This window comes from Pontitalea aquivivens (assembly GCF_046507575.1).
Classification (GTDB): domain Bacteria; phylum Pseudomonadota; class Alphaproteobacteria; order Rhodobacterales; family Rhodobacteraceae; genus Pontitalea; species Pontitalea aquivivens.
The window spans coordinates 139,200-159,695 of the sequence record NZ_JBKFEY010000003.1 but is presented as its reverse complement, the minus strand read 5'-3'; the positions used below and the strand labels follow the sequence as shown (position 1 = coordinate 159,695).

Sequence of the window (20,496 nt, the reverse complement as noted above, 5' to 3'; positions counted from 1 at the left end):
AGGCCGAAGACGCCCGGATCAGAGTTTCAGTTTGCCCGGGAAATAGTGTTCGTAGGCAAGCGAATAATCCGGGGCGCCCATCAGTTCATAGTAGCCGACTTTCTCGGCCCAGGCGCGCTGGCTTTCCATGATCTTCTTGTTCATCGGATCGCCTTCCAGATCCGCGATCAGCTTGTCCCAGGCTTCCAGCTGGGCGGCCATGATCTCTGTCGGGGTGCGATAGACGGTCACGCCATTGTCCGCCTGCAGGCCCTGAAGGTCGTTGGAATATTCCTTCATGGCCATCGCCAGGTTCGACGTCGCCGAAGCCTCGACCGCGTATTTCACGATCGCCTGCAGATCGGGATCCAGATCGTCGTAGAAGTCCTTGTTGAAGATGAATTCAAAGGCTTCCGCGGCCTGGTGGTACGACGCCAGGTAGTAGTTCTTGGCCACGTCCTGCGCGCCAAAGCGGCGGTCGGACGAAGGGTTGTTGAATTCGAACGCGTCGATCACGCCGCGTTCCATCGCCGGCACGATCTCGCCGCCCGGCAGCTGGGCCACCGACATGCCCATCGACTGCAGCAGGTCAGCCGCCAGGCCCACGGTGCGGTATTTGAAGCCCTGGATGTCGGCGACACCGTTGATCGGGTTCTTGAACCAGCCAAACGGCTGCGCCGGCATCGGCATGCCCATGAAGCCCACCACGTTCAGCCCCAGCACGTCCTGGGTCAGTTCGCGGTACAGATCGGCCCCGCCGCCCTGGTAGAACCAGGCCAGCATCGCCGGCGACGAGCCGCCGAACACCGGGCCGGTGCCAAAGAAGGACGCGGCCTTGTGCTTGCCATACCAATAGGCCGAAACGCTGTGTGCCGCGTCGATCACGCCGTCATGGCAGGCATCCATCACCTGGAAGGCGCCCACGACCGCGCCCGCGGGCAGCAGGTCGACCTTGAGACGGCCGCCCGACATTTCTTCGACCCGGGTGGTGTATTCGCGCGCCATGTCCATCCAGATGTCCGAGGCAGGCCACGAGGTCTGCATCTTCATCACAAGCGGCGCCTGCGCCAGAACCGCGGGGGCGGCCAAAGCGCCCGTCGCCGCGACGCCGCCAGCCAGCGCGCCCTTGGTCAGGAAAGAACGGCGCGACACCGGCGCCGGGGTTTTTGTAGTCGTCATGATTTCCTCCCAGAAATGGATGCGGAACTGCCGTTGCCAGCGTTTTCGCAATATTGGTAAGGTTTACTGGCCGATTTCGGCAATTCAAGAAAAAACGTCTCGGAGGGGCGCAACAATCTTGCACAAGGTGATCCGCGGGCCGTGTTGCTGTTGCATACCTAACCTTTAGTATAGGGTGCTGCCCCGGTTTGTCGCGCCTTTCCGCAGGCTTGGTACCTGCCTGGCGGCGGCCCGGGGAATCACACCGCCCGCACGGCAGCAATCGATGGAGCAGACCATTGGAGCGGCGCGCCGGTTCTGCTATGGCCTGCCGGCATGAGCAAGGATCAGATCTGGGACAGGGAAATCGATGCGGTCGGGCTTTTGTGCCCGCTGCCCGTGCTGCGGGCGCGCAAGGCGCTTCTGGGCATGGCGCCGGGCCAGGTGCTGCGGCTGCTGGCCAGCGATCCCGCCGCGGTGATCGATGTGCCGCATTTCTGCGCCGAGGCGGGGCACGACCTGTTGTCGTCTTCCGGCGCGGGTTCGGCGCAGGCCTATCTGATCCGGCGCGGCTAGGCCTGGTCCGCCGCGCCGGCCAGTCGCGCGGCGGTGGCGATGTCGTCGGGCGTGTTGATGTTGAAAAACGGGTCGAAGGGGATGCTGTCAAAGGCGGCGAGGCCCGCGCCCTGCATTTCGGCCCAGTGCCCGATCCGGCGTTGGCCCCGCGCGATGGCGGCGCGCAGATCTGCGCGCAGCGCAACCGGCCAAAGCCCAAAGGTCGGATGCCGCCGAAGCCGCCCCTGTGCATCGGGCGACGCGGCCGTTGCCAGCCCCGATTCGCCCGCCGCCGCCTGCAGTCGCGCAACAAGGTCGGGCGGGAAAAAGGGTGTGTCGGCGGCAGCGGTGACGATCGCGGACGCGCCAAGACCGGCGGCCCAGTCCAGCCCCGCCAGAACCCCGGCCAGCGGCCCGGGCTGGCCAGGAATGCTGTCGGCCACGACCGGCAGGCCGAACCCGGCAAGCCGGGCCGGATCTCCATTGGCATTGATCGCCATCCGCGGCACCTGCGGGCCAAGCCTGTCGATCACATGCGCGATCAGGGCCCGCCCCGCGACGATGCGCAGCCCCTTGTCCCCGCCGCCCATACGGCTGGCCTGGCCGCCGGCCAGAATCACCCCGAGGGGGGCGGGGGTGCGGTCATGCATGGCGGCGGCGGGCATGGCTTGGCCTTTCCTGGTGGCGGGCCATTGTGTAAGCAGGCCCGGGGACAGGCAAGGGGCGGACAGCCAGGGGGGCATGCGGGATGCTGGGCTATGTGGTCGCGGATGGTCGCGGGGCGGCGGACAGGCTTCTGGCCGGGGTGGCGCGGCGGCTGCGGGCCGACGGCTGGCCGCTGGCCGGTGCGGTGCAGGTGAATGTCAGCCCTGGCCCCGGGGTGCGTTCTGCGATGGACCTGCATCTCTTGCATTCCGGGGTGGGGACCGGGGCGGTTGTGCGCATCAGCCAGGATCTGGGCGCGCTGGCGCAGGGGTGCCGGCTGGACCCGGCGGCGCTGGCGCAGGCGGCGGGGCTGATCGAGGCGGCGCTTGGGGCCGGGCCGCGGCTGCTGATCGCCAACAAGTTCGGCAAGGCCGAGGCAGAGGGCGGCGGTCTGCGCCCCGCGATCGGGCAGGCGCTGGCGCGGGGAATCCCGGTGCTGACGGCGGTCGCGCCGAAGAACCTGCCCGCCTTCGAGGATTTTGCCGGCGATTTCGGCGAATGCCTGCCCGCCGGGGTGGGGGCGGTTCTGGACTGGTGCCGTCGGACCCAAGGGGCGGAGACAGGGGTCTAGGGGGCGCTGCCCCCAACGCGCGTGCCGCGCGTTTCCCCCGGGATATTTGGGCAAATCCGAAGGGGCGCGGTGTTGACAGGGCCGCGCGGGGCTGTATAAGCCCGCCATCCCGGTGCGGCGACGCGCCGGGCAATTCATTGGTGTTGGTGGACCCCGCAAGGGGAAACCTGTCGCCCGAAACCTCGCGGATGGGGTGGAGGGAGGAGGACAACGCCCTTCGATACACATGAAGGAGATCAGCCGTGACCAAACGCACGTCTGCCAAGTACAAGATCGATCGCCGCATGGGCGAAAACATCTGGGGGCGCGCCAAGTCCCCGGTGAACAAGCGCGAATACGGCCCCGGTCAGCACGGCCAGCGCCGCAAGAACAAGCTGTCGGATTTCGGCACCCAGCTGCGCGCCAAGCAGAAGCTGAAGGGCTATTATGGCGACCTGACCGAAAAGCAGTTCCGCCGCATCTATGCCGAGGCCGAGCGCGTCAAGGGCGACACCGGTGAAAACCTGGTTGGTCTGCTGGAGCGCCGCCTGGACGCGGTCGTCTACCGCGCCAAGTTCGTCCCGACCATCTTTGCCGCGCGTCAGTTCGTGAACCACGGCCATGTCACGGTGAACGGCAAGCGTGTCAACATCGCGTCCTATCGCGTGAAGGAAGGCGATGTGATCGCGGTGCGCGACCGGTCGCGCCAGCTGGCCATCGTGCTGGAATCGGTCGGCCTGACCGAACGTGACGTGCCCGACTATATGGAAGTCGACCACAACAAGATGACCGCCACCTTCGTGCGCACCCCGGCGCTGGGCGATGTGCCCTATCCGGTGGTGATGGAACCGAACCTGGTCGTCGAATTCTACGCGAAGAACTGATCCTTTCGCGTTGCATGCCATACGAAGGGCCGGGGTTTCCCGGCCCTTTTTGCTTGCGCCTTTTGCACGCCGGCGGCACCGATGCCGCTGGCAAAGCGCCGTCTTGCCCGCTAGAAAGCGCTGGAATTGGGGAGTCTGCCATGAACGATCATATCCGTCCGCAACCCGGCATCATGGATATCGCGCTTTATGAGGGCGGGGCCGCGCAGGTGGCGGGCGTGACCGACGCGATCAAGCTGTCGTCGAACGAAAATCCCTTTGGCGCCTCGGACAAGGCCAAGGATGCCTTTGCCCGCGCCGTCCACAAGCTGCACCGTTATCCCAACACCGATCATGCCGGCCTGCGCCGCGCGATCGGCGATGTGCATGGGCTGGACCCGGATCGCATCATCTGCGGTGTGGGCAGTGACGAGATCATCCATTTCCTGTGCCAGGCCTATGTCGGCCCGCGTGATGAGGTGGTGTTCACCGAACACGGCTTTCTGATGTACCGGATTTCGACCATGGCCGCGGGGGGCAAGCCCGTGGCCGTGCCCGAACGCGAACGCACCACCGATGTCGATGCGATCCTGGCGGCCTGCAACAAGCGCACGAAGCTGGTGTTCCTGGCCAATCCCAACAATCCCACCGGCACGATGATCGGCCTGGCCGAGCTGGAGCGGCTGGCGCTGGCGCTGCCGAAGCAGGCGATTCTGGTCATCGACGGGGCCTATGCCGAATATGTCGAGGGTTACGACGGCGGCGCGGATCTGGCCACGCGCCTGCCCAATGTCTTCATGACGCGGACCTTTTCCAAGATCTACGGTCTGGGCGGGCTGCGCATCGGCTGGGGCTATGGCCCGCGGGCGATCGTGGATGTTCTCAACCGTATCCGCGGCCCCTTCAACCTGTCCAGCGCGCAGCTGGAAACCGCCGAGGCGGCCGTGCGCGATCAGGACTGGGTCAACCGTTGCCGCGATGACAACACCCGCCTGCGCGCCTGGCTGGCCGAGGCGCTGGCCGAAAAGGGCGTGCCCTCGGACACATCGACCGCGAATTTCATCCTGGCGCGTTTTGGGTCCGAGGCCGAGGCGGTGGCCTGCGACGACTTTCTGCAGCGCGAGGGGCTGATCGTGCGGCGCGTGGCGGGCTATGGCCTGCCCAACTGCCTGCGCATCACCGTCGGTGATGAGGCCTCGTGCCGCCGCGTGGCCCATGTGATCGGCCAGTTCAAGGCGGGCGCCGGGCAATGAGCACGCGCGTATACAACCGTGTGGCGCTGATCGGGCTGGGGCTGATCGCCTCGTCCATGGCACATGCGATGCGCTGGAAGGGGCTGGCGGGGGAAATCGTCGGCCATGCGAAATCGCCCGAAAGCCGCGCAACCGCGCTGGAAATCGGCATCTGCGACCGGGTCTGCGACACTGCGGCCGAGGCCGTGGCCGGTGCCGATCTGGTGGTTCTGGCGGTGCCGGTGGGCGCGATGGCGGCGGTCGCGGCGGACATCGCGCCATGTCTGGCGCCGGGGGCCACGGTCACGGATGTGGGCTCGGTCAAGCAGGCGGTGATCGAGGCGGTGGCGCCGCATATCCCCGCGCATGCCCATTTCATTCCGGGGCATCCGTTGGCGGGGACCGAACATTCCGGGCCCCGGTCGGGCTTTGCCACGCTGTTCGTGAACCGCTGGTGGCTGCTGACCCCGCCCGAGGGCGCCGATCCGCAGGCGGTCACGCGGCTGACGCGGCTGTGCCAGGGCATGGGCGCCAATGTGGAAACGATGGACGCGCAGCATCACGATCTGGTGCTGGCCGTCACCTCGCACACGCCGCATCTGATCGCCTATACGATGGTGGGCGTGGCCGATCACCTGCGCCGGGTGACGGAATCCGAGATCATCAAGTATTCCGCCGCGGGTTTTCGCGATTTCACGCGGATCGCGGCCTCGGACCCGGTGATGTGGCGCGATGTCTTTCTGACCAACAAGGACGCGACGCTGGACATCCTGGGCCGCTTTACCGAGGAACTGTTCGTGCTGCAACGCGCCATCCGCATGGGGGACGGGGCGTTGCTGCACGACTATTTCACCCGCACCCGCGCGATCCGCCGCGGCATCATCGAGGCGGGGCAGGATACCGCCGCCCCCGATTTCGGCCGCGGCGCGCCGCCCGTTGCCAAGGGCTGATCCTTAGCGCAGATAGGGGGCGGGGCCAAGCGGCATCGGGCCAAGCGCCATCTGGCCCTGGCGGAAGATCAGCGGCAATTCCAGCGCGCCATCGGCGCTTTGGCTGGCCATCTGCCCGCCGATCAGCAGCAGCATCGGCAGACGTTCCGGCGGCAGCAGGCCCGTTTCGGCGGCCAGTTTGATCGCCTTTTGCCAATCGCGTGTGCGCAGCAGGATGCGGCCTTCGGGCTGGCCGGTGGCGGTGATCTCCAGCGTGCCATCGGCGGTCAGCACCATGCCGCCCCAATCCAGCGTCCCGCTGCGCAGGGTCAGCGTGGACAGCATCGGCGGGCGGGCCAGCGCGTGTCGGTCCAGCGGTGCCGTCAGGCCAAGGGCGGCATCCAGATGCAGCCGCGCGATGCGGGCGGGCAGGCGGCCATTGGTCAGTATCGCGGGCGGCAGGTCCAGATCCAGCAGTTCCACGCCCAGGTCATAGGCGGGCCCGTCCCCCGCACGCAGGGCGGCGCGCAATTCACGCGCGGCCAGCGCGGGGCCATCGCCCTGGGGCTGCAGGCGGGGGGCGGCCAGAACGGCGGTGGCCCGGTCAAGCGCCAGGTCGCTGCCGATCCGGACCGCGGCCGAGGCACGCATGTCTTCGTTGATCAGCGCAAAGATCTGCCGGCCCAGCCGCAGGCTTTGTTGCGGCGGGGCATACAGGATCACCTCTTGCGGGCGATAGGACAGCGCCAGGATCTGTGCCACGGGCGCCGACCAGGCCAGCATGCCATCGCGGCTTTGCAGCCGCGGTTCGGTTACCGTCAGGTCAAAGCGCGAGGGGAACCCCGCCAGATCGACCGCCGCCGCATCGGCCCGGCCATCGGCCCGCGCCGCCGCCAGCGCCGCCTGGGCGCCCCGTTCCACCGCTTGCGCCCCAAGAACCCAATAGCCGCCATAAAGCGCCATCAGGGTGACCGTCAGCCAGATCAATCGCCGCATCGCATCCCTTTCCAATCCGCCTGTGCGGTGTTTATCTGCCCCGTGAAAGGAGAGCCAGACACATGACCGAGACCCTGTGGATCTTTGGCTATGGGTCGCTGATCTGGAACCCGGGTTTTGATCCGGCCGAGCGCGTTCTGGCGCGGGCCCAGGGCTGGCACCGGTCGTTCTGCATGCGATCACTGCACCATCGTGGCACGCCTGAACGCCCGGGCCTGGTGCTGGCGCTGGATGCGGCGCCTGTTGCGGCCTGTGCGGGGCTGGCCTTTGCCGTCCGGCGCGGTCAGGAAGACCCGGTTCTGGATGCCTTGCGCGAACGCGAACTGGTGTCGGCCGCCTATCTGGAACAGCAGCTGGACATCCAGCTGGCCGATGGCCGGCAGGTGCAGGCGCTGACCTATGTGATCGACCCCGGTCATGTGCAGTATTGCGGTGGCCTGGATCTGGAGGAACAGGCCCGGATCATCGCGCAGGCCGCGGGCGGGCGGGGCCCGAATGCCGAATACCTGTTCAACACGGCCGCGCATCTGCACGAACTGGGCATTGCCGACCCCGATCTGGACTGGCTGGCTGCACGGGTGCGCGCGCTGTTGGGTTAACGCTTGGCAGCGGGCATCGGCGCGCCTATCCTCGCGACCAAAGAACAGGCAAAGAGGCAGAGAATGCGCACCCCCGCCCGGCAGGCCGCGCCGCAATTTTCCCAACCCGTGCGTCAGGTCCTGATGATGCTGATCGTCCTGGGGCTGGTGGGCCTGGGCGGCTGGGTCGCCTATGCGCGCATCTATCCGATCTTCCTGTCGAACCCCTGGCTGAACGGGGCGATCCTGGCGGTGTTCGTGGTCGGTGTGCTGGCCTGTTTCTGGCAGGTGGTGCAGCTGATCAAATCCGTCAGCTGGATCGAATCCTTCGCCGCCGACCGCAACGGCCCGCGCGCGGCCCGCGCGCCTTCGCTTCTGGCACCGCTGGCGGCCCTTCTGGGCAGCCGCAGCGCGCAGCGCGAAATTGCCACATCCTCGGCCCGGTCGATCCTGGAATCGGTAGCAACCCGGATCGACGAGGCGCGCGACATTACCCGCTATGTTGCCAACCTGCTGATTTTCCTTGGTCTTCTGGGGACGTTCTATGGCCTTGCCACGACCGTCCCGGCGGTGGTCGAAACCATCCGCGCGCTTGCCCCGCAGGAAGGCGAATCGGGGATTGAGGTGTTCGACAAGCTGATGACCGGCCTTGAGGCGCAACTGGGCGGCATGGGCACGGCCTTTTCCTCATCGCTGCTGGGGCTGGCCGGGTCGTTGGTGGTGGGGCTGCTGGAACTGTTCGTGACCCACGGCCAGAACCGTTTTTTCCGTGAACTGGAGGAATGGATTTCCTCGATCACGCGGCTGTCCTTTGCCGGGGCCGATGCCGAAGGCGAGGCGAATATGGCGGTGGCCGTGCTTGACCATATGGCCGAGCAGATGGAGGAATTGCGCGCGCTGTTCGCAGGGTCGGACGTGGCCGCCCGGGCGCTGGATCAGCGCATCGGGCATCTGGTGGCGGGGGTCGAACAGCTGACCGACCAGCTGGGCACCGAGGCCGATGCCGGCGCGCTGCTGACGCGCATCGCCGAAGGCCAGGACCGGATGATCGCCGGCATGGCCGCGCTGGCCGAACGCATTGAAAACAGCCTTGGCAGCGGTGCCGACGCCGAGGCCGAGGCGCGGATGCGCCTGCGGTCCATCGACGCACAGCTGTTGCGCCTGCTGGAAGAGCTTTCGGCCGGCAGGCAGGAAACCATGGCCGACCTGCGCCACGATTTCGCGTCACTGACGCGGGCGATCCTGTCGCAGCGCGCATTCCGCCCGGCACAGGAGGGCTAGGCCATGGCGCTTGCCCGGCGCGGCCAGCAGCGGTTTTCGGCAACCATCTGGCCGGGCTTCGTCGATGCGATGACGGCGCTTTTGCTGGTGCTGATGTTCGTGCTGACCATATTCATGGTGGTGCAATCGGTCCTGCGCGAAACGATCTCGTCCAAGGAAAACGAACTTTCGGCGCTGTCGGAACAGGTGGCGGGGCTTGCCCGCGCGCTGGCGCTGGAAGAATCGCGTGCCGCAGACCTGGAAAATTCGCTGGCGGGCGCTCGCCAGGAGGTCAGCGTACAGGCCGCGCTGATCGCGACGCTCAGCACCCGGCTGGACGAACGCACCGCCGAACTGGACGCCGCGGGCCAGCGTATCACCGCCTTTGAGGCGCAGGTGGCCGCCCTGCTGACCCAGCGCGACACCGCCCTTGCCGAACGCGACAGCGCGCGTGCGGATGCGACGGCGCGCGCCGATGAGCTGCGTCTTGACCGCGCCACGATCGATGAGTTGCGCGCCAGGCTGCAGGCGTCGGGCGATGAACTGGCGGCGATGACGCTGGCACTGGAAGAAAGCCGCCGCCGGGCCGAGGAAACATTGACGCTTCTGGCCGCGGCCGAGGCTGCAAGGCGCGATCTGCAACTGGACATCGACAAACAACTGGGCGCGGCGGAAAAACAGGCAGCTCTTCTGGCAGTGGCTGAAGTCGCGCTGGCCGATCAGCAGGTGGTGTCCGCCGAGTCGGCACGCCGGGTGACGCTTCTGAACGAACAGGTCGCGGCCCTGCGGGGCCAGTTGGCCGAGCTGCAGGGCATTCTGGATGCCGCGAAGGCCCGCGATACCGAGGCGCAGGTGCAGGTGGAAACCCTGGGCGCCCAGCTGAACGCGGCGCTGGCACAGGTGGCGGCCGAACAGAAGCGCCGCGCCGAGCTTGAGGCCGAGGCGCGCCGCAAGGCCGAAGAAGAGGCGCGCGATCTGGCGCGCTATCGATCCGAATTTTTCGGACGGTTGTCGCAGATCCTTGCGGGGCGCGAAGGTGTCAGGGTTGTGGGCGACCGCTTCGTCTTTTCCTCGGAAGTGCTGTTCGAACCCGGATCGGCGGATCTTTCCCCGGAAGGATGGGCGCAGATCGCGCAGGTGGCCACAATGCTCAACACGCTTTCAAACCAGATTCCGCCTGAAATCGACTGGATCATCCGGGTCGACGGGCATACCGACGATACGCCATTGTCGGGCCAGGGCGCATTTGCCGATAACTGGGAACTAAGCCAGGCGCGCGCCCTGTCGGTGGTGCGTGCGATGATTGCCGATTTCGATTTCCCGCCAGAGCGTCTGGCTGCCACAGGCTTTGGCGAACACCGTCCCGTGCTGACCGGCACATCCGCCGAAGCGCGTGCCGCAAACCGACGCATCGAACTGAAACTGACGGAACGCTGAGGAACCGCCGCAAGGCGCAGCAGGGCGGCCTGTGTTGCAGGGGGCTGTCTGCCCCCTCTTGGCCTGCGGCCAATTCACCCCCGAGGATATTTGGGCAAATCCGAAGGGATAAGTGTTCGGCTTTGTCCAAATATCCCCGGGGGTCCGGGGGCAGGCAGCCCCCGGCCTTGCCGTTAGCGCGCCGGCCGATCAGCCCGCGGTCAGCAGCGGCGGCTTGCTGCCCGACAAGCGGGGCTTCTGCGGTTCTTCGATATCAAGCGTGATCGTGCCGTCTTTCACGGCCACCCGCACGACGCCCCCCTTGGTCAGTCTGCCAAAAAGCAGTTCCTCGGCGAGCGGCTTCTTGATGTGTTCCTGGATCACGCGCCCAAGGGGCCGGGCGCCCATGCGGTCGTCATACCCCTTTTCCGCCAGCCAGTTCGCGGCTTCAGGGGTCAGTTCGATATGCACGTTCCTGTCGATCAGCTGGGCTTCCAGCTGCAATACGAATTTGTCGACTACCTGCAGGATCACATCGCGCGACAGCGGTGCAAAGCTGACAATGGCGTCAAGGCGGTTGCGGAATTCCGGCGTGAAGGTCCGCTCGATCGCGGCAGTATCCTCACCCTCGCGGCGTTCGCGGCCAAAGCCGATGGCAGCCCTGGCTTGTTCGGTCGCGCCGGCATTCGACGTCATGATCAGGATCACGTTGCGGAAGTCCACCTGCCGGCCGTTGTGGTCGGTCAGCTTGCCGTGATCCATGACCTGCAGAAGGATGTTGTAGACATCCGGATGGGCCTTTTCGATCTCATCAAGCAGCAGCACGCAATGCGGATGCTGGTCCACGCCATCGGTCAGCATCCCGCCCTGATCGAAGCCGACATAGCCCGGAGGCGCGCCAATCAGGCGGGACACCGCATGTTTCTCCATGTATTCGGACATGTCGAAGCGCAGAAGTTCCACCCCCAGCGTATCGGCCAGTTGTTTGGCCACCTCGGTCTTGCCGACGCCGGTGGGGCCGGCGAAAAGGTAGTTGCCGATGGGCTTTTCGGGTTCGCGCAGGCCCGCGCGCGCCAGTTTGATCGCCGAAGACAGCGTGACGATTGCCTTGTCCTGGCCGAAGACCACGCGCTTGAGCGTCTTTTCCAGATCGCGCAGCACCTCGGCATCGTCCTTGGACACGTTCTTGGGCGGAATGCGGGCGATCTTGGCGACCACGGCCTCGATTTCCCTGGCGCCGATGGTCTTGCGGCGTTTGGATTCCACGATCAGGTGCTGGGCTGCGCCAGCCTCATCGATCACGTCGATCGCCTTGTCGGGCAGCTTGCGGTCGTGGATGTAACGGGCCGACAGTTCGACCGCCGCCTTGATCGCATCATTGGTGTATCGGATGTCGTGGTGATCTTCGAAATAGGGTTTCAGGCCCATCAGGATCTTGATGGAATCACCGACCGAGGGTTCGTTCACGTCGATCTTCTGGAACCGGCGGGCAAGCGCGCGGTCCTTTTCGAAGTGCTGGCGGAATTCCTTGTAGGTGGTTGAGCCCATGCAGCGCAGCTTGCCGCCCGCCAGCGCGGGTTTGAGCAGGTTGGAGGCATCCATCGCCCCGCCCGAGGTGGCGCCCGCGCCGATCACGGTGTGGATTTCGTCGATGAACAGGATCGCGTCGGGGTGATCTTCCAGTTCTTTCACCACCGCCTTCAGCCGTTCTTCAAAATCGCCGCGATAGCGGGTGCCGGCCAGAAGCGCGCCCATGTCGAGCGAAAAGATCGTGGCCTTCTTCAGGATGTCGGGGGTTTCGCCGCGGGTGATCTTGAGCGCGAGACCTTCGGCGATGGCGGTCTTGCCCACGCCCGGGTCGCCCACCAGCAGCGGGTTGTTCTTGCGCCGGCGGCACAGCACCTGGATGCAGCGTTCCACCTCGGCCTCGCGGCCGATCAGCGGGTCGACGTCGCCCTTTTTCGATTTGGCGTTCAGGTCCACGCAATATTTCGCCAGCGCGGATTCCTTGGCCTCGGCGGGGTTGGGGTCGGATTTCTGTTCATCCTCTGCGCCCAGAACGGGGCGGGCTTCGCCGAATTCCGGGTCTTTCGCCACGCCGTGTGCGATGAAATTCACCGCGTCATAGCGGGTCATGTCCTGTTCCTGCAGGAAGAAGGCGGCGTTGGATTCGCGTTCGGCAAAGATCGCGACCAGGACGTTGGCGCCCGTCACCTCGGTCCGGCCCGAGGATTGCACATGGATCGCCGCGCGCTGGATCACGCGCTGGAAGGCGGCGGTCGGCACCGCCTCGGACCCTTCGACCTCGGTGATCAGGGTGGACAGGTCATCGTCGATGAATTCGGTCAGGACCTGGCGCAATTCTTCCAGATCGACCGAGCAGGCGCGCATCACCCGCGCGGCATCGGGTTCGTCGATCAGTGCCAGCAGCAGGTGTTCCAGCGTGGCCAGTTCATGGCGTCGCGCATTTGCCAGCGCCAGTGCACCATGAATGGCTTGTTCGAGAGTGGTCGAGAACGAAGGCATCTGGTGCTCCTTTATCGGTCGAGGGGTTGGGTCGGCCCGTTGCCGATCCTTGCCCCCATAAGGTTAAACTTCGGTGGAAATCCGCCGGCTTCAAGTCCTTTCTCGCAGAAAGGTGGTCTGGCGGGGGGTGTTGGGGGAAATGTGATCGCGCGGGCGACCGGGTGGCGCGGGAACGGGCGCAGGCCCAGTGTGTCAGATAGGGTCTGGCGGGGCGGGTGCAAGGGCGGCCGGGCCGTGATGGGCCAGAAGCAGGGCGATCAGATCGGTGCGGGTGATCACGCCGACCAGATGGCCGCCCGAGGTGACCGGAACCACCCGTGCCGCGCGTTCGGACAACTGTTCCAGCAAGGCGCCGACGGGGGTTGCGGCATCCACGGGAACGATGTCCGATGACATCAGCGCCGCGGCTTCGGCCTCGGGGACGGCGGGGCGCAACGCCACGATCCGGCGCCGTGCGGCGGCCAGTTCGCGCGCCAGTTCCCGGACCACCGCAGCCAGATCCACCAGCCCCAGATATCGCCCCTCGCTGTCGGTGACGGGCAGGCTTTTGGTGCCGGTCTGGTCGAATTTGTTCAGGATTTCGGACAGTGGCGCGTCGGGGCCGATCGTGACCGGCGCGGGGGTCATGATCCGGGCCACGGTCGTGCCGGAAAAGAGCGCCTGTGTGGCGCGCGTCTCGGCGGCGGCGATCAGGCGGGCCAGATCGGCGGGGCCCAGGTTGGCGGATTGGTTGAATTCGCTCAGCAGCCGTTCCAGTTCGGCCCGGGGCAGGGGGGGGGCGCGGCGTGCGGGGCCCTGGGCGGTGCGCACGGTGTGCAGCTGGCGCAGCGGATAGGCACGGCCCGTCAGCCGGTGCCAGCCGATGCCCAGAAGCACCAGAACCAGCGTCAGCGCCGCGACCGGCATCAGGGCGAAGGAAAAGCCAAGCTGACGCCCCGCCTCATATTCCAGCGCCGCCAGCAGGGCGATGCCTGCTGCGGGCGGATGCAGCGCGCGCAGGGCCATCATGGCGGCGATGGAAACGGCCACCGCCAGCCCGTCCGCAAAGGGCGGCGGAACCAGCCGCAGCACGGCGACCGAGACCAGGGCGGACACGGTATTGCCGACTACCGCCGGCCAGGGCTGTGCCAGGGGGCTGTTGGGCAGCACGAAGATCAGCACCGCCGTCGAGGCCAGCGAGGACACCAGATAGATCCCCGTCGTCCGTGCGCCGGGCAGGGCGTGGACCATCAGCGCCGCGATCAGAATGCCCAAGCCCGCCCCCAGCGCCGTGCGCCCGATGTCGACCCAGGGCCGCCGCCCCATCGGGGGGCCGAAGGCGCGCAGCGTTGGCTTGCGGGGGGGCGTGTCGGGTGGCCCGGTGTCGGGTGGTCCGGTGTCGGGTGGCCCGGTGTCCGGGGGCACGGTGTCGGTTGCGGGGCGGGCTGTGCGGGCCGGCATCCGGATCTCAGAACCTGTCCTTGCGGGAGCGCGTCTCGGTGAAGACGGCCAGCGGGTCGGCGCCATCCATCCCCAGCGCCCGCGCCAGCGCCGGATCGCCAGCGCGCAGGAAGGGATTTGTGGCGCATTCCAGCGCAAGCGGCACAGGCACCGTCGGGTGGCCCGCCGCGCGCGCGGCGCGGACCTGATCCATCCGGGCACAAAGCCCCGGGTGATCGGGTTCCAGCGACAGGGCAAAGCGGCCATTGGCCTCGGTATATTCATGCCCGGAACAGACCAGCGTATTGCCCGGCAGCGCGGCCAGACGGGTCAGCGTGTCATGCATCTGGGCGGGCGTGCCCTCAAACAGGCGGCCGCAGCCCCAGGCCATCAGGCTGTCGCCGGTGAACAGCAGGCCCGCATCGGGGAAGTGATAGGCGACATGGCCCAGCGTGTGGCCCGGTGCGTCGATCACCGCGACCGATTCCATGCCGATGTGCAGCGTGTCGCCGGGGGCGACGGCCTCGGTCAGGGGGGGCAGGCGGTGCGCGTCGGCCGCGGCCCCGATCACCCGTGCGCCGGTGGCCGCGGCCAGGGCCGCCACCCCGTCGATATGGTCATTGTGGTGATGCGTCAGCAGGATATGGCTCAGCTTCCAGCCGCGTGCATCCAGCGCGCGCAGCACCGGCACCGCATCGGGGACATCGACCACCGTGGTGGTGTCGGTTGCCGGGTCATGGACGATATAGGCATAGTTGTCCGCGCGGCAGGGAATGGTGACAAGATCCAGGGGCATGGCTTTTTGCATCGGCTTGCTTATGTTGGGGGCCAGCTTCGCCCAAGGGACGCCGCGACGCAATGCATCTTGATGTGCTGGACCTGCGCAATTTCTATTACCGCACGCAGCTTGGCCGCGCGGCGCAAAAGGCGGTGCGTGACCGGGTGGTGGCGCTGTGGCCTGCGACCGCGGCGGAAATGGCGGGGCAGACGGTGGTGGGTTACGGCTTTGCCGTGCCCTTGCTGCGCCCCTATCTGGACCCTGCGCGCCGGGTGATCGGGCTGATGCCGGGCCAGCAGGGGGTGATGCCCTGGCCCGCGGGGCTGCCCAATGTATCGGTCCTGTGCGAAGAGGCGCGCTGGCCGGTCGAGACGGGGATGGTGGACCGGCTGATCCTGATGCACGGGCTGGAAACCTCGGACCATCCGGCGGCGCTGCTGGCGGAATGCCGGCGCGTGCTGGGCCCGGGGGGGCGGGCGCTGCTGATCGTGCCCAACCGGGTGGGGCTTTGGGCACCACGCGAAACCACCCCGTTCGGCTTTGGCCGCCCCTACACGATGGGCCAGCTGGAGGCGCAGGCCCGGCGCGCGGGGTTCATGCCCGAACGCCATGCCGCGGCGCTGTATATTCCGCCGTCGGATCGCCGCTTCTGGCTGCGCTCGGCACCGATGTGGGAACGCATGGGCCAGCGTGTCTCGGGGCTTTTGGCGGCGGGGGTGCTGATGCTGGAGGTGTCCCGGCAGGTCCATGCCGCGCGCGGGCCGCGTCTGCCGGCGGCGGTGCGCAAACCGCTGGCCATTCTGGAAGGTGCTGCCCGCCCCGCCGCCGATCCGGCCTGAGGCCGGAGGTGAATCACCCGCCCCTGCGCGCGGGGGCGCAGGGCCGTCCGCGCTGTTAGCGCCGCGACTTTCCCCGCCCCCCGCCCGGCCCCGCGCAGGCGCGCCCGGATCGGGGCCAAAAAGCGGCGCATGGGGTCACTTTCTGGTGTGCAAGACGGTTGCGAGGGTGGGGAGGCTCTGCTACACGCGGGGCCGATTGAGACGTGCGGGCGACCGCACGCCACGGGGGGCCTCTGGCCCGGCGCCATCCGGCACGGGAAGACAGGGGCGAAGTCATCGGAAGGGTGGACGTGTCCGAACCAGCTTCGATTTCCGCAGCCATCGCCGGGCGCTATGCCACGGCCGTTTTCGAACTTGCACGCGAGGCCAGGGGCCTCAAGGCGCTTGAAGCCGATGTGGACGCGCTGGGCGCGGCGCTGGACGGTTCGGCCGACCTGGCCGATCTGATCAGCTCGCCGGTCTACACGCGTGAACAGCAGGGCGCCGCGATTGGCGCGCTGGCGGCCAGGATGGGCCTGTCGGCGCCGCTGGCCAACGGCCTTGCGCTGATGGCGCAAAAGCGCCGGCTTTTCGCGCTGCCGGCGATGATCAAGGCGCTTGCCGCGCTGATCGCCGAAGAAAAGGGCGAAGTGACCGCCGAGGTCACCTCTGCCACCGCGCTGACCAAGGCGCAGGCCGACAAACTGGCCGCCGCGCTGAAGGCGCAGACGGGCAAGACCGTCAAACTGAACATGTCCGTCGATGAAAAGCTCATCGGCGGGATGATCGTCAAACTGGGTTCGAAGATGATCGACACTTCGGTCGCCTCGAAGCTCGCGTCTCTCCAGAATGCCATGAAAGAGGTCGGATAATGGGAATCCAAGCCGCAGAGATCTCTGCTATCCTCAAAGAGCAGATCAAGAACTTCGGGCAGGACGCCCAGGTTGCCGAAGTCGGCCGCGTGCTGTCGGTCGGTGACGGTATCGCCCGTGTGCACGGGCTCGACAACGTCCAGGCGGGCGAGATGGTCGAATTCCCCGGTGGTATCCGCGGGATGGCGCTGAACCTTGAAATCGACAACGTCGGCGTCGTTATCTTCGGTTCGGACCGTGACATCAAGGAAGGCGACACCGTCAAGCGCACCCAGTCCATCGTGGACGTGCCGGTGGGCGAGGCGCTGCTGGGCCGCGTGGTCGATGGCCTTGGTAACCCGATCGACGGCAAGGGCCCGATCGCCGCGACCGAGCGTCGCGTGGCCGACGTCAAGGCCCCGGGCATCATTCCGCGCAAATCGGTGCATGAACCGATGGCCACCGGCCTGAAGTCGGTCGACGCCATGATCCCCGTTGGCCGCGGTCAGCGCGAACTGATCATTGGCGACCGTCAGACCGGCAAGACCGCGATCGCGCTGGACACGATCCTGAACCAGAAAGTCTATAACGACGCCGACCCGGCGAACAAGCTGCACTGCTTCTACGTCGCCGTGGGTCAGAAGCGTTCGACCGTGGCGCAGCTGGTGAAGAAACTGGAAGAAACCGGCGCGATGGAATACACCACCGTCATCGCCGCGACCGCCTCGGACCCGGCGCCGATGCAGTTCCTGGCGCCCTATTCGGGCACCGCGATGGCGGAATATTTCCGCGACTCTGGCCGCCATGCGCTGATCATCTATGATGACCTGTCCAAGCAGGCCGTGTCCTACCGTCAGATGTCGCTGCTGCTGCGCCGCCCGCCGGGGCGCGAAGCCTATCCGGGCGACGTGTTCTACCTGCACAGCCGCCTGCTGGAACGTTCGGCCAAGCTGAACGAGGATTTCGGCTCGGGCTCGCTGACCGCGCTGCCGATCATCGAAACCCAGGGCGGCGACGTGTCGGCCTTTATTCCGACCAACGTGATCTCGATCACCGACGGCCAGATCTTCCTGGAAACCGAACTGTTCTACCAGGGTATCCGCCCGGCCGTGAACACCGGTCTGTCGGTGTCGCGCGTGGGTTCGTCGGCGCAGACCAACGCGATGAAATCGGTCGCGGGCCCGGTGAAGCTGGAACTGGCGCAGTACCGCGAAATGGCGGCCTTTGCGCAGTTCGGTTCCGACCTGGATGCCGCCACGCAGAAGCTGCTGAACCGCGGCGCCCGCCTGACGGAACTGATGAAGCAGCCGCAGTATTCGCCGCTGACCAACGCGGAAATCGTGGCCGTCATCTTTGCCGGCACCAAGGGCTTCCTCGACGCCATTCCGGTCAAGGACGTGGGCCGTTGGGAACAGGGCCTGCTGGCCTATCTGCGGTCCAACCGCCACGATATCCTGGACTGGCTGACCAAGGACGACCCCAAGATCAAGGGCGAGGCCGAAGACAAGCTGAAAGCTGCGATCGAAGAATTCGCCAAGACCTTCGCGTAAGCGTCACGAGAGGACAGGGACATGCCCAGCCTTAAGGACCTTAAGAACCGGATCCAGAGCGTCAAGAACACGCGAAAGATCACCAAGGCGATGCAGATGGTCGCGGCCGCGAAATTGCGCCGTGCCCAGGAAGCCGCCGAAAGCGCCCGGCCCTATGCCGAGCGTATGGAAGCTGTCATGACCGGGCTTGCCGCTTCGGTTGGCGGCTCGACCAGCGCGCCCCGGCTTCTGGCCGGGACGGGCTCCGATCGGGTCCACCTGCTGGTGGTGATGACCGGCGAACGCGGGCTTTGCGGTGGCTTCAACGCCAATATCGCCAAGCTCGCCAAGCAGCGCGCCACGGAGCTGATCGCCCAGGGCAAGACGGTCAAGATCCTGACCGTCGGCAAGAAGGGGCGCGATGCGCTGCGCCGCGATTTTGGCCAGTATTTCGTGGCCCATATCGATCTGTCCGAGGTCAAGCGTATCGGCTATGCCAATGCGCAAGAGATCGCCCGCGACCTGCTGGCCCGTTTCGACGCGGGTGAGTTCGACGTGGCCACGATCTTCTTCTCGCGCTTCGAAAGCGTGATCAGCCAGGTGCCGACGGCACGCCAGATCATCCCCGCCGAGTTCGATGGCGAGGCCACGGTTTCCGCGGTCTACGACTATGAACCCAGCGAGGAGGCGATCCTGGCCGATCTTCTGCCCCGTGGCGTCGCAACGCAGATCTTCGCGGCCCTTCTGGAAAACAACGCCTCGTTCAACGGGGCGCAGATGTCGGCGATGGACAACGCGACGCGCAACGCGGGCGAAATGATCGACAAGCTGACGATCGAGTTCAACCGCTCGCGTCAGGCCGTGATCACCAACGAGCTTATCGAAATCATTTCGGGCGCCGAGGCGCTCTGACGGAACCGGAGATAGACAATGGCAAGCAAAGGCAAAGTCACGCAGGTGATCGGCGCCGTCGTGGACGTGCAGTTCGAAGACGGCCTGCCTGCGATTCTGAACGCTCTCGAAACCGAGAACAACGGCAGGAAACTGGTGCTGGAAGTGGCCCAGCACCTTGGTGAAAACACCATTCGCGCCATCGCCATGGACGCGACCGAGGGTCTGGTCCGTGGCGCGCCCGTGTCCGATACCGGCGCCCCGATCTCGGTTCCGGTCGGCAATGCGACGCTGGGCCGCATCCTGAACGTCATCGGCGAGCCGGTGGACGAAAAGGGCCCGGTCGTGGCGTCCGAACACCGGGCCATCCACCAGCCCGCCCCGGATTTCGCGGCCCAGTCGACGGCCTCGGAAATTCTGGTGACCGGCATCAAGGTCATCGACCTGCTGGCCCCCTATTCCAAGGGCGGCAAGATCGGCCTGTTCGGCGGCGCCGGCGTGGGCAAGACCGTTCTGATCATGGAACTGATCAACAACATCGCCAAGGTGCACTCGGGCTTCTCGGTGTTCGCGGGTGTTGGTGAACGGACCCGTGAAGGCAACGACCTTTACCACGAGATGATCGAATCGGGCGTTATCGTCCCTGACAATCTGGAAGAGTCCAAGGTGGCGCTGGTCTATGGCCAGATGAACGAACCGCCGGGTGCGCGTATGCGCGTTGCGCTGTCGGGTCTGACGCTGGCGGAACAGTTCCGCGACCAGTCGGGCACGGACGTTCTGTTCTTCGTCGACAACATCTTCCGCTTCACCCAGGCGGGTTCCGAGGTGTCGGCGCTTCTGGGCCGTATCCCGTCCGCCGTGGGCTATCAGCCGACGCTGGCCACCGACATGGGCGCGCTGCAGGAACGCATCACCTCGACCAAGGCGGGTTCGATCACCTCGGTGCAGGCGATCTACGTTCCGGCCGATGACCTGACCGACCCGGCGCCGGCGACCTCGTTCGCGCACCTCGACGCCACCACCGTTCTGTCGCGTGCGATTTCGGAACTGGGCATCTATCCGGCGGTGGACCCGCTCGACTCGACCTCGCGGATCCTTGACCCGCAGGTGGTGGGGCAGGAACACTATGAAACCGCCCGTGCCGTGCAGGGTATCCTGCAGCGTTACAAGTCGCTTCAGGACATCATCGCCATCCTCGGGATGGACGAACTGTCCGAAGAGGACAAGCTGACCGTGGCCCGCGCCCGCAAGATCCAGCGTTTCCTGTCGCAGCCCTTCGACGTTGCGAAGGTCTTCACCGGCTCGGACGGTGTGCAGGTGCCGCTGGAAGATACCATCCGTTCGTTCAAGGCGGTGGTGAACGGCGAATACGACCATCTGCCGGAAGCGGCCTTCTATATGGTCGGCGGCATTGACGAAGTGATCGCCAAGGCGCAGCGCCTCGCCGCCGACGCGGCGTAAGG

19 protein-coding genes are annotated in these 20,496 nt (G+C 66.3%); 13 read left to right on the top strand and 6 right to left on the bottom strand.

Going from position 1 to position 20,496, the window contains the following annotated elements:
• Window positions 1-18: 18 nt before the first annotated feature.
• Window positions 19-1,158 carry a TRAP transporter substrate-binding protein gene (locus ACK8OU_RS06815; protein ID WP_410302616.1) on the bottom strand — a complete coding sequence of 380 codons (1,140 nt, stop codon included), beginning with the start codon at window positions 1,156-1,158 and terminating at the stop codon, window positions 19-21.
• Window positions 1,159-1,473: 315 nt separating this feature from the next.
• On the opposite strand from ACK8OU_RS06815, the gene ACK8OU_RS06810 reads away from it, so the two are divergent.
• On the top strand, window positions 1,474-1,713 hold the full coding sequence (locus ACK8OU_RS06810) for a sulfurtransferase TusA family protein (protein WP_410302615.1): 240 nt from the start codon (window positions 1,474-1,476) through the stop codon (window positions 1,711-1,713).
• Here ACK8OU_RS06810 and mobA read toward each other — a convergent pair.
• Entirely contained in the window at window positions 1,710-2,357 is a 648-nt protein-coding gene (gene mobA / locus ACK8OU_RS06805) for a molybdenum cofactor guanylyltransferase MobA (protein ID WP_410302614.1), read from the bottom strand. The genes ACK8OU_RS06810 and mobA overlap by 4 nt on opposite strands.
• 83 nt (window positions 2,358-2,440) lie before the next feature.
• On the opposite strand from mobA, the gene ACK8OU_RS06800 reads away from it, so the two are divergent.
• From ACK8OU_RS06800 to ACK8OU_RS06785, 4 genes are all read left to right on the top strand, one after another.
• Entirely contained in the window at window positions 2,441-2,968 is a 528-nt protein-coding gene (locus ACK8OU_RS06800; RefSeq protein WP_410302613.1) for a DUF2478 domain-containing protein, read from the top strand.
• Window positions 2,969-3,210: 242 nt separating this feature from the next.
• Window positions 3,211-3,831, top strand: coding sequence for a 30S ribosomal protein S4 (gene rpsD / locus ACK8OU_RS06795; RefSeq protein ID WP_410302612.1), 621 nt, complete (start codon window positions 3,211-3,213; stop codon window positions 3,829-3,831).
• 140 nt (window positions 3,832-3,971) lie between these two features.
• Window positions 3,972-5,063 carry a histidinol-phosphate transaminase gene (gene hisC, locus ACK8OU_RS06790; RefSeq protein WP_410302610.1) on the top strand — a complete coding sequence of 364 codons (1,092 nt, stop codon included), beginning with the start codon at window positions 3,972-3,974 and terminating at the stop codon, window positions 5,061-5,063.
• The gene (locus tag ACK8OU_RS06785; RefSeq protein ID WP_410302609.1) at window positions 5,060-5,992 is read left to right on the top strand and encodes a prephenate/arogenate dehydrogenase family protein; all 933 of its coding nucleotides are present in this window, start codon (window positions 5,060-5,062) and stop codon (window positions 5,990-5,992) included. The genes hisC and ACK8OU_RS06785 overlap by 4 nt, the downstream gene beginning before the upstream one ends.
• 3 nt (window positions 5,993-5,995) lie before the next feature.
• On the opposite strand, the gene ACK8OU_RS06780 is transcribed toward ACK8OU_RS06785, so the two are convergent.
• Window positions 5,996-6,967 (bottom strand): DUF2125 domain-containing protein, encoded by a 972-nt coding sequence (locus ACK8OU_RS06780; RefSeq protein WP_410302608.1) that lies wholly within the window; start codon window positions 6,965-6,967, stop codon window positions 5,996-5,998.
• Window positions 6,968-7,029: 62 nt separating this feature from the next.
• On the opposite strand from ACK8OU_RS06780, the gene ACK8OU_RS06775 reads away from it, so the two are divergent.
• The 3 genes from ACK8OU_RS06775 (at window position 7,030) to ACK8OU_RS06765 (ending at window position 10,242) form a co-directional block, all read left to right on the top strand.
• Window positions 7,030-7,566, top strand: coding sequence for a gamma-glutamylcyclotransferase (locus tag ACK8OU_RS06775; RefSeq protein WP_410302607.1), 537 nt, complete (start codon window positions 7,030-7,032; stop codon window positions 7,564-7,566).
• Between the two features lie 63 nt (window positions 7,567-7,629).
• Window positions 7,630-8,826: a biopolymer transporter ExbB gene (locus tag ACK8OU_RS06770; RefSeq protein WP_410302606.1), complete on the top strand. Its 1,197-nt coding sequence runs from the start codon at window positions 7,630-7,632 to the stop codon at window positions 8,824-8,826.
• A gap of 3 nt (window positions 8,827-8,829) precedes the next feature.
• Window positions 8,830-10,242 carry a peptidoglycan -binding protein gene (locus tag ACK8OU_RS06765; RefSeq protein ID WP_410302605.1) on the top strand — a complete coding sequence of 471 codons (1,413 nt, stop codon included), beginning with the start codon at window positions 8,830-8,832 and terminating at the stop codon, window positions 10,240-10,242.
• Between the two features lie 189 nt (window positions 10,243-10,431).
• On the opposite strand, the gene clpA is transcribed toward ACK8OU_RS06765, so the two are convergent.
• From clpA to gloB, 3 genes are all read right to left on the bottom strand, one after another.
• The gene (clpA, locus tag ACK8OU_RS06760; RefSeq protein WP_410302604.1) at window positions 10,432-12,747 is read right to left on the bottom strand and encodes an ATP-dependent Clp protease ATP-binding subunit ClpA; all 2,316 of its coding nucleotides are present in this window, start codon (window positions 12,745-12,747) and stop codon (window positions 10,432-10,434) included.
• A 192-nt stretch (window positions 12,748-12,939) separates the two neighbouring features.
• Complete coding sequence (locus tag ACK8OU_RS06755) at window positions 12,940-14,187, bottom strand: HPP family protein (RefSeq protein WP_410302603.1); 1,248 nt, start codon at window positions 14,185-14,187, stop codon at window positions 12,940-12,942.
• Window positions 14,188-14,194: 7 nt separating this feature from the next.
• Window positions 14,195-14,962: a hydroxyacylglutathione hydrolase gene (gene gloB / locus ACK8OU_RS06750; protein WP_410302602.1), complete on the bottom strand. Its 768-nt coding sequence runs from the start codon at window positions 14,960-14,962 to the stop codon at window positions 14,195-14,197.
• A gap of 62 nt (window positions 14,963-15,024) precedes the next feature.
• Between gloB and ACK8OU_RS06745 the strand changes: the two genes are divergently transcribed.
• From ACK8OU_RS06745 to atpD, 5 genes are all read left to right on the top strand, one after another.
• Complete coding sequence (locus ACK8OU_RS06745; RefSeq protein ID WP_410302601.1) at window positions 15,025-15,783, top strand: class I SAM-dependent methyltransferase; 759 nt, start codon at window positions 15,025-15,027, stop codon at window positions 15,781-15,783.
• Window positions 15,784-16,073: 290 nt separating this feature from the next.
• Complete coding sequence (locus ACK8OU_RS06740) at window positions 16,074-16,634, top strand: F0F1 ATP synthase subunit delta (protein WP_410302600.1); 561 nt, start codon at window positions 16,074-16,076, stop codon at window positions 16,632-16,634.
• Complete coding sequence (atpA, locus tag ACK8OU_RS06735; RefSeq protein ID WP_410302599.1) at window positions 16,634-18,163, top strand: F0F1 ATP synthase subunit alpha; 1,530 nt, start codon at window positions 16,634-16,636, stop codon at window positions 18,161-18,163. The genes ACK8OU_RS06740 and atpA overlap by 1 nt, the downstream gene beginning before the upstream one ends.
• 21 nt (window positions 18,164-18,184) lie before the next feature.
• Window positions 18,185-19,054 carry a F0F1 ATP synthase subunit gamma gene (locus ACK8OU_RS06730; RefSeq protein ID WP_410302598.1) on the top strand — a complete coding sequence of 290 codons (870 nt, stop codon included), beginning with the start codon at window positions 18,185-18,187 and terminating at the stop codon, window positions 19,052-19,054.
• Between the two features lie 18 nt (window positions 19,055-19,072).
• On the top strand, window positions 19,073-20,494 hold the full coding sequence (atpD, locus tag ACK8OU_RS06725; protein WP_410302597.1) for a F0F1 ATP synthase subunit beta: 1,422 nt from the start codon (window positions 19,073-19,075) through the stop codon (window positions 20,492-20,494).
• Window positions 20,495-20,496 lie beyond the last annotated feature (2 nt).